We start from the raw sequence: 7,253 nt of genomic DNA on the forward strand, positions 1-7,253 counted from the left end.
TGATGATCCTCGTTCCGCTGTTCGCGGGGATCGTCCGCGGGGAGTCGGCTCTGGACGCGGGCTGGTTGCCACCCTTTTCCGGCCTTCGGACGGCCCCGCTACCGCATCAGTGTGTGGCAGGCGATCGCGGCGGCCGCGGTGACGTTCAGGGAGTCGACGCCCGCGGACATGGCGTCCCCGCTCATGGGGATGCACACCGGCTCGTCGGCCTCGTCCAGCCAGTGGGACGAGAGGCCGTCGCCCTCCGAACCGAGCAACAGGGCCACGCGGTCGCCCATGGACGCCTTCTCTATGGGCGTGGCGGTCTGGTCGGGGGTCAGGGCCAGCAGGGTGAAGCCGGCGGCGCGCAGCCTGCCGAGGTCGTCGTGCCAGTTGGCCATGCGGGCGTAGGGGATCGCGAAGACCGCGCCCATGGACACCTTCACCGCCCGGCGGTAGAGGGGATCGGCGCACCTCGGCGACAGGACGACCGCGTCGACGCCCAGGGCGGCGGCGCACCTGAAGATGGAGCCCACGTTCGCGTGGTCGACGAGGTCCTCCAGGACGAGGACGCGCCGCGGCGGCCGAGCGTGCGGCGCGGGGACGTCGGCGCGGTCGACGACCTCCTCGGGGACGGCGGCGCGGCGGGCCGGGGCGAGGACGGCGTCGACGGACGGCAGGGGAAGGCGCTCCAGCGAGGCCAGGGCGCCGCGGTGCACCTGGAAGCCCGTGAGGGACTCCATGGTGGCGTCGTCGACCAGGTAGGCGGGGGCGTCCACGCCGTCCAGCAGGTCGGCCAGCGGTTCGGCCCAGCGCCGTGCCATCAGCAGCGACCGGACGGGGTATCCGGCGCCGACCGCGCGGCGGATCACCTTCTCGCCCTCGGCGACGAACAGGCCGTGCTCGGCCTCCAGGCTCTTGCGGAGGTTGACGTCGCGGAGGCGGACGTAGTCCGCGAGGCGCGGGTCGGCGGGGTCGGAGACGGGGATCAGGCTGGCCATTCCCCAAGTCTGCCGCCGGGCGGGCGGTGCCCCGGCTGCGCGGCGGCCGGATCCGGCCGCGGAAGGGGACTGAATCAGGTTCTAGAGAGGGATTCGCGTACGCTCGTACCCCTCCGATCGCTGGGCGCGGCGGCCGTGCGCGCCGCCAGGTTCGTCCGGGCTCACGCTCATGACCTGCGTCATTAGCAGTTTTGAGTCCTTTGTAACCTCTGGGGCGTACTACTACAGTGCCGGGGAACATCGGCCGGTTTCAGGTGAATCGAGGGCAGCCGTGAGCGGACGTCATCGCAATGACTTCCCCGAAGGGACGGGTGAAGGCGGGTACGACCCGTCCACTCCCGTCTTCGGGCCGGCCAATGACGGGTCGTCCGACTGGTTCGGAGGGCGGGAGGGCCAGGGCCCGCCGCTCGCCCAGCCCCCGGCGGGTCCGCAGGGCGCCCCGCCCGGCACGGCGCCGGGCGCGCCCGGCGAGACGCCCGAGTGGTTCACGCCCCGGCAGTCCTCCGAGCAGCCCGTCTACGGCCAGGGCCGGTACGGGGAGGAGCCGAGGACCGCGTCGCCGCAGGGCCCTGCCCCGGCGTCCTCGCCGCTGGCCGGGACGGGATACAGCGAGTACGACGCCATCGGCGGGTCGGACGGCGGCCAGACCGGATTCTTCGGCGGCTCCGGTGGCTCGGGTGACTCCGGCGGCTACGGCGGCGGTTCCGGTGGTTCGGGCGGCCACGGCGGCGGGTCGGGCGGCTACGAGTACGGGCGCCGCAGGCGCAAACGCAGCGCGACCGCGCTGATCGGGCCCATGGCCGGCGCCGTGGGCCTGGCGCTGCTGCTCGGCGTGGGCGTCTACGCGTTCGCCGAGAGCGGCGGCGGCTGCTCCGGCGACGGCGCGATGGACCTGTCCGTGGCGGTCGCGCCCGACATCGCGCCCGTGGTGGAGAAGGCCGCCGGACGGTTCAACGACGGCAAGCACAAGGTCGACGGCAAGTGCGTCAAGGCGACCGTGAAGAGGACCGAGCCCTTCTCGGTGACGACGCTGCTGTCCGGGCAGGCCGTGGCGAACGACCGGCCGGACGTGTGGATCCCCGACTCGTCCCTCTGGATCTCGCTGGCGCGGACCGAGGGCGACAACGGCGACAAGAGCGGCGTCGTGTCCACCAAGACCTCCCTCGCGACGAGTCCGATCGTGGTCGGGCTGCCGCGGACGCTCGCGGTGGAGCTGAAGAAGCAGGGCATCACCGCCAGCCCGTCGTGGGACAACCTGCTGAAGGCCGCGGGCGGCGTCGCGGGCGGCGCCGTCACCAAGAACCAGATGATCCCGGCGGGCTCGGTGCGGCTCGTCGTGCCCGACCCGATGCGCAACGCCGCGGGCATGGGCTCGCTGATGGTCACGAGCACGCTGCTGGCGAACGACCCGAACCGGGACTCGATCTTCACCGGCATCGTGCGGACCGTCCGGGAGAGCACCGTCCCGAACGTCAAGGCGGAGTTCGAGCACTTCCGCAAGGACCGCACCGGCAAGCAGCCGATCTCGCTGTCGTCGGAGCAGGCCCTCTACTCCTACAACCGGAGCAGGCCCGCCGAGCCCGCGGTCGCGCTGTACCCGATCGAGGGCACGCTCTCGATGGACTACCCGTTCACCGTCACCGCCAAGGGCGACTCCCAGCGCAAGGCCGCCCGCCTGCTCGAACAGGCGATGCGGACCGAGGCGACCCGCAGGGACGTCCTCGACGCCGGCTTCCGGGCGACGGACGGCAAGGCTCCGCCCGGGTTCGGCGAGGCGGCCGGCGTCAGCCCCGCCCGGCCGCGGCAGCTGCCCGCGCCCAAGAGCGAGGACGTCGCGAAGGTCATGCAGGCGTGGTCGAAGCTGTCGCTCGGCCTGCGGATGCTGACGCTGATCGACGTGTCCGGCTCGATGGCCGAGAAGGTCGGGCCGAACGTCAACCGCCTCCAGGCCATCGCGCAGGTCTCGCAGGGCGGGCTCAGCATGATGTCCAACGACACCGAGCTCGGCCAGTGGCTGTTCTCGACGAACATGGACGGCAAGACCCCCTACAAGGAGACGGTGCCGGTCGGCGCCCTGGGCGATCGGATCGGGTCCAACACGCGGCGCGGCCTCGTGCTGTCCACGCTCAACCAGATGAAGCCGAAGCCGGACGGCGACACCGGCCTGTACCGGACGATGCTGGCCGCGTACAAGAGCATGAACGACTCCTACAAGCCGGAGTTCGGCAACTCGATCCTGCTGCTCACCGACGGGAAGAACGACGACCCGGACGGTCCGTCGCTGCAGGAGACGCTGAAGCAGCTCAAGGACATGCAGGACCCGAACAAGCCGATCCAGGTGAACATGATCGGGTTCGGCAAGGGCGTGGACCGGGGCGAGCTGGAGCAGATCGCCACGGCGACGAACGGCAACGTGCAGATCGCCATGACGCCCGGCGAGATCTCCAAGATCTTCCTGAAGATGCTGTCCCGCCGGATCCAGTGACCACCAATCGGTGATCTTCCGGATGCGCCAGGTAGTTCTTGATTTTTCCCTGAAATCCATGTCAACCGGGCGCCGGATTCGGCCGTCAATCTATGTGGAGGCCCGACGGGGAGCGGGGCCGTCGGGCCTCCGACCTCTTCCCCTCCCTGGCCCGTGACCGGGAGGCGGCCGCCGGTCGGACGACCGAACCGGGGCCGGGAGAGCGCACCGCTCCCTCTGAGATTTTCCAGCCTCGTCCCCGGCGTCCCTGACGTCCCGGACGAGGATTCCGAGCAAGCCCGCGGGAGGACTTCGTGTCCGGTTGGCCCAGTCTCGACCGCGCTGACGACGAGCGCCTGGCGCGGACGCTGGCGGCAGGCGATCCGAGCGCCCTCATCCAGGTCATGGACCGTTACGCGGCCCGCCTGTACGACTACTGCCACGCACTGCTGCGCGACCAGGACCAGGCGGCCGGCGCGCTCCACGACGCGCTCATCGCCGCCTACGCGCACGTGTCCGTCCTCCGCGAGCCCGAGAGCTTCCGCGGCTGGCTGTACGCGCTCGTCCGCAACGAGTGCATGCGGCGGCTGCGCGACCCGGACCGTCCCGCGCAGCGCCGCGAGGCGCCCGAGGTCGAGGACGGCTTCCTGGACGACGCGGAGCTCGCCCGGCGCCAGGAGGCCCGGCGGCTCGTCCACGCGGCCCTGTCCGGCCTGCGCGGACGCGAGCGCGAGTCGCTCGACCTGCTGCTGCGGCACGGCCTGGACGCCGGGGAGATCGGCGGCGTCCTCGGCATGGACGCGCAGCAGGCCGCGGGGCTGACCGCCGAGGCCCGCGCCCGCCTGGACGACTCCCTCTCCGCCGCCTACATCGCCCGCGCGGGACGCGGCGACTGCCCCGAGGCCGCGGAGATCGTCGACGGCGCCGGATGGCCGCTGCCGCCGCCGGCCGTGCACAGGCTCGTCCAGCACATCGACGCGTGCGGCGTCTGCGGGCCCCGGCGCGACCGCGCCGTCTCGGCGGCGCGGCTCATGCAGGTGCTGCCGGTCGCGATGATGCCGAACGACCTGCGCGGGCTCGTCATGGCGACCGCCACCGACCCGGCGCTGGCTCCCGACCTCGCCGCCATCGCGCACAGAGCCGAGCCGTTCGACGACTGGGGCTGGCCCTCCATGGTCGAGCAGGAGCCCGTGCGCGCGGCGCCGTCCGGAACCGGCGGCGGGAGCGGGCGCGGGGTGTGGGCCGCGCTGGCGGCGGCGGCCGCCGTCATCGCGGTCGTCGCGGCGGCGTTCTACCTGATGTCGGGCCCGTCCGGCGAGCCGACGGCCGCGCGGAGCCCCTCGGACGGGACGTCGGCGCCCGAGGTCTCGCCGTCCTCCCCGACCGAGTCGCGGGAGCCGTCCGACACCCCGACGCCCACGCGGTCCGCCACCCCGACGCCGACGACCACGTCGCCGACGCCGACCCCGACGAGGACGCGCGAGCCGTCGCGCTCGCCGAAGCCGACCGCGACCCGCACCCAGCCGAGGGCCGGGCGGCTGGCGATCGGCTCCTGCACCATCGAGGGCCCGGGCCCGGGCAGCTGCACCATCCTCGTGCGAGCCGTCGGCGGGACGGTGACCTGGTCGGTCACGGGCGCGTCCGGCGGTCTGAGCGCCAGCGGCGGCGGCACGCTGCGCAGCGGCCAGTCCGGCTACGCCCGCGTCAGCGGGACCTGCACTCCGCCCGGCGGCTCGGGAACGGTCAGCTTCTCCAACGGGGACGTGCGCACCGTGACGCTGTCGTGCCAGCCGGAGGACGGGGGCGGCCCCGGCGGCGGCCAGCGGACCAGTTGATCGCAGAAGTGACCCAGATCACTTTCATCGCCGGGAGGCCTCTCCCACATGGCGATACGGCCACGGGGCGTACCGGATTCGTCACTTAAATCCGCTCATAAAGGAGAAATCCCAGCAACTTGGTGGCAAGATCAGGCAACCTGAGTCGGCCGACGCGCGTCGGGGCTCGTCGGGGGCAGATCTGTGAAACCGATTTCGACTGGGAGGGTTCCCGTGGCCGGTGAGCCAGGGGCCGCGCAGAATGACGACCTCAGGCTGGCGGACTCGCTGCGAGCCGGGGACGTCATCGCGCTGACCGAGGTCTACGACACCTACGCGCCGTTCCTCTTCGACTACTGCCACGGCCTGCTGCGCGACCGCGTCGAGGCGTCCGGGGCCCTGCGCAACGTCGTCATCGCCGCCCGCGAGCACGTGGACCGGCTCACCGAGCCGGCGCGGCTGCGCGGCTGGCTCTACGCGATCGCCCGCAAGGAGTGCATGCGGCGCCGCGACAGCCCAAACCGGCACACCGGGCAGGAGGCCCCGGAGGCCGAGGACGAGCTGACGCCCGAGCAGCTCGCCCGCCGCGAGGAGCGCCGGCTGCTCGCGCACAGCGCGATCGCCGCGCTCAACGGGCGGCAGCGCGAGGCCATCGACCTGTCGGTCCGCCACGAGCTGGACGAGGTGGATCTGTCCGGCATCTTCGGCATGCCGCTGGAGGAGACGCTCGCGCTGGCGCAGCAGGCCCGCGAGGACCTCGCCGCCGCGCTGCACGCGGCCCTCATCGCGCAGAACCACTGGAAGGACTGCCCGAGCGTCGCGGCGCTGACCGAGTCGTGGCCGCTGTCCCCGCAGACGTCGACGGCGCTCGTCCGGCACGTGGAGAACTGCCCGGTGTGCGGGGCGCGGGAGACGCCGCCGCTGCCGCCGGACCGGCTGCTGTCGGTGCTGCCGATCGCGGCGATCCCCGCCGACCTGCGGCTGGACGTGCTGACCGCCGCGACCGCCGAGGACCGCGCCGGGAACCGCCGCGCCATCGCCGCCTGGACCGAGCCGTTCGACGAGTACGGCTGGCCGCTGCCCTACCAGCCGACCGCCCCGCGCGCCCGCGACCGCGCGCCCGGCAAGCGGCGGGCGCCGCTGCTCGCCGCCGTCGCGGTGGGCGTCGGCGTCCTCGTGCTGTTCGGCGGCGGCATGGCGTGGCTCGGCGGCGGGGACGACGGGACGAACGCGGCGGCGACCCGTCCCGTGACGCCCGGCGGCAGCACCCCGCCCGGCGGTTCCACCGCGCCGGAGCCGATACCGACCGATCCCTCGTCCCCCACGTCGCCGACGGCGTCCCCGTCGAAGTCGCCGTCGAAGTCGCCGTCGCCTTCGCCGTCGGCGTCGGAGGCCTCGTCGAAGCCGCCGTCGAGCAGGCCGCCGGCGCCGCCCACCACCAGCGCGCCGAAGCCGCCCAAGCCCGGCACGCTGTCGGTGAGCGGCTGCGACATGGGCAGGAACGACTCCTGCACCGTCACGGTCACCGCCGTGGGCGGCTCCGTGAACTGGCAGGTGACCGGCACGTCCGGGCCCGTCAGCGCGGGCGGCTCCGGCCACCTCGAAGCGGGCCAGAGCGGCGGCGTGCGGGTCTCGCGGGCGTCCGGGTTCTGCTGGGGCCGGCAGACCGGCACGGTGATGTTCTCCTCCGGCCGCTCGGCGACGGTCACCTACCGCTGCTGAGCGGGGCGCCCGCCGCCGGGCGGGCGCCTACCAGACCGAGCCCGCGTCGAGCGTGCGGTGGGCGCGGTCCAGCAGCAGCGGCACCCCGCCGCCGATCTGGTCGAAGCCCTCGCCGACCGTCGCGTTCTGCAGGTAGCGGGCGTGGATGCCCTCCAGGATCACCGCGAGCTTGAAGCACGCGAACGCGACGTAGAAGTCGAGGTCGGCGAGGTCGAAACCGGTCAGCTCGGCGTACCGTCCGGCGAACTCGCGGCGCGTGAGGAAGCCGGGCGC

The 7,253-nt window shown here is 73.2% G+C and carries 4 protein-coding genes and 1 pseudogene; 3 read left to right on the forward strand and 2 right to left on the reverse strand.

The genetic code is table 11. The features are described from left to right. Positions 1–98: 98 nt before the first annotated feature. On the reverse strand, positions 99–980 hold the full coding sequence (locus AB0C69_RS34930) for an RNA methyltransferase (protein WP_360359450.1): 882 nt from the start codon (positions 978–980) through the stop codon (positions 99–101). 271 nt (positions 981–1,251) lie between these two features. Between AB0C69_RS34930 and AB0C69_RS34935 the strand changes: the two genes are divergently transcribed. The 3 genes from AB0C69_RS34935 to AB0C69_RS34945 all read left to right on the forward strand — a co-directional run bounded on the left by AB0C69_RS34935 (position 1,252) and on the right by AB0C69_RS34945 (position 6,980). Continuing rightward, the gene (locus AB0C69_RS34935; protein ID WP_360359453.1) at positions 1,252–3,465 is read left to right on the forward strand and encodes a substrate-binding domain-containing protein; all 2,214 of its coding nucleotides are present in this window, start codon (positions 1,252–1,254) and stop codon (positions 3,463–3,465) included. A 293-nt stretch (positions 3,466–3,758) separates the two neighbouring features. Then, complete coding sequence (locus AB0C69_RS34940; protein ID WP_360359457.1) at positions 3,759–5,279, forward strand: sigma-70 family RNA polymerase sigma factor; 1,521 nt, start codon at positions 3,759–3,761, stop codon at positions 5,277–5,279. Positions 5,280–5,492: 213 nt separating this feature from the next. After that, positions 5,493–6,980, forward strand: a complete 1,488-nt coding sequence (locus tag AB0C69_RS34945) for a sigma-70 family RNA polymerase sigma factor (RefSeq protein ID WP_360359460.1) — start codon at positions 5,493–5,495, stop codon at positions 6,978–6,980. Positions 6,981–7,007: 27 nt separating this feature from the next. Here AB0C69_RS34945 and AB0C69_RS34950 read toward each other — a convergent pair. Next, a pseudogene (locus AB0C69_RS34950) lies at positions 7,008–7,253 on the reverse strand (phosphotransferase family protein); the annotation flags it as partial.

This window comes from Actinomadura sp. NPDC048032 (assembly GCF_040653175.1).
Lineage (GTDB): Bacteria > Actinomycetota > Actinomycetes > Streptosporangiales > Streptosporangiaceae > Spirillospora > Spirillospora verrucosospora.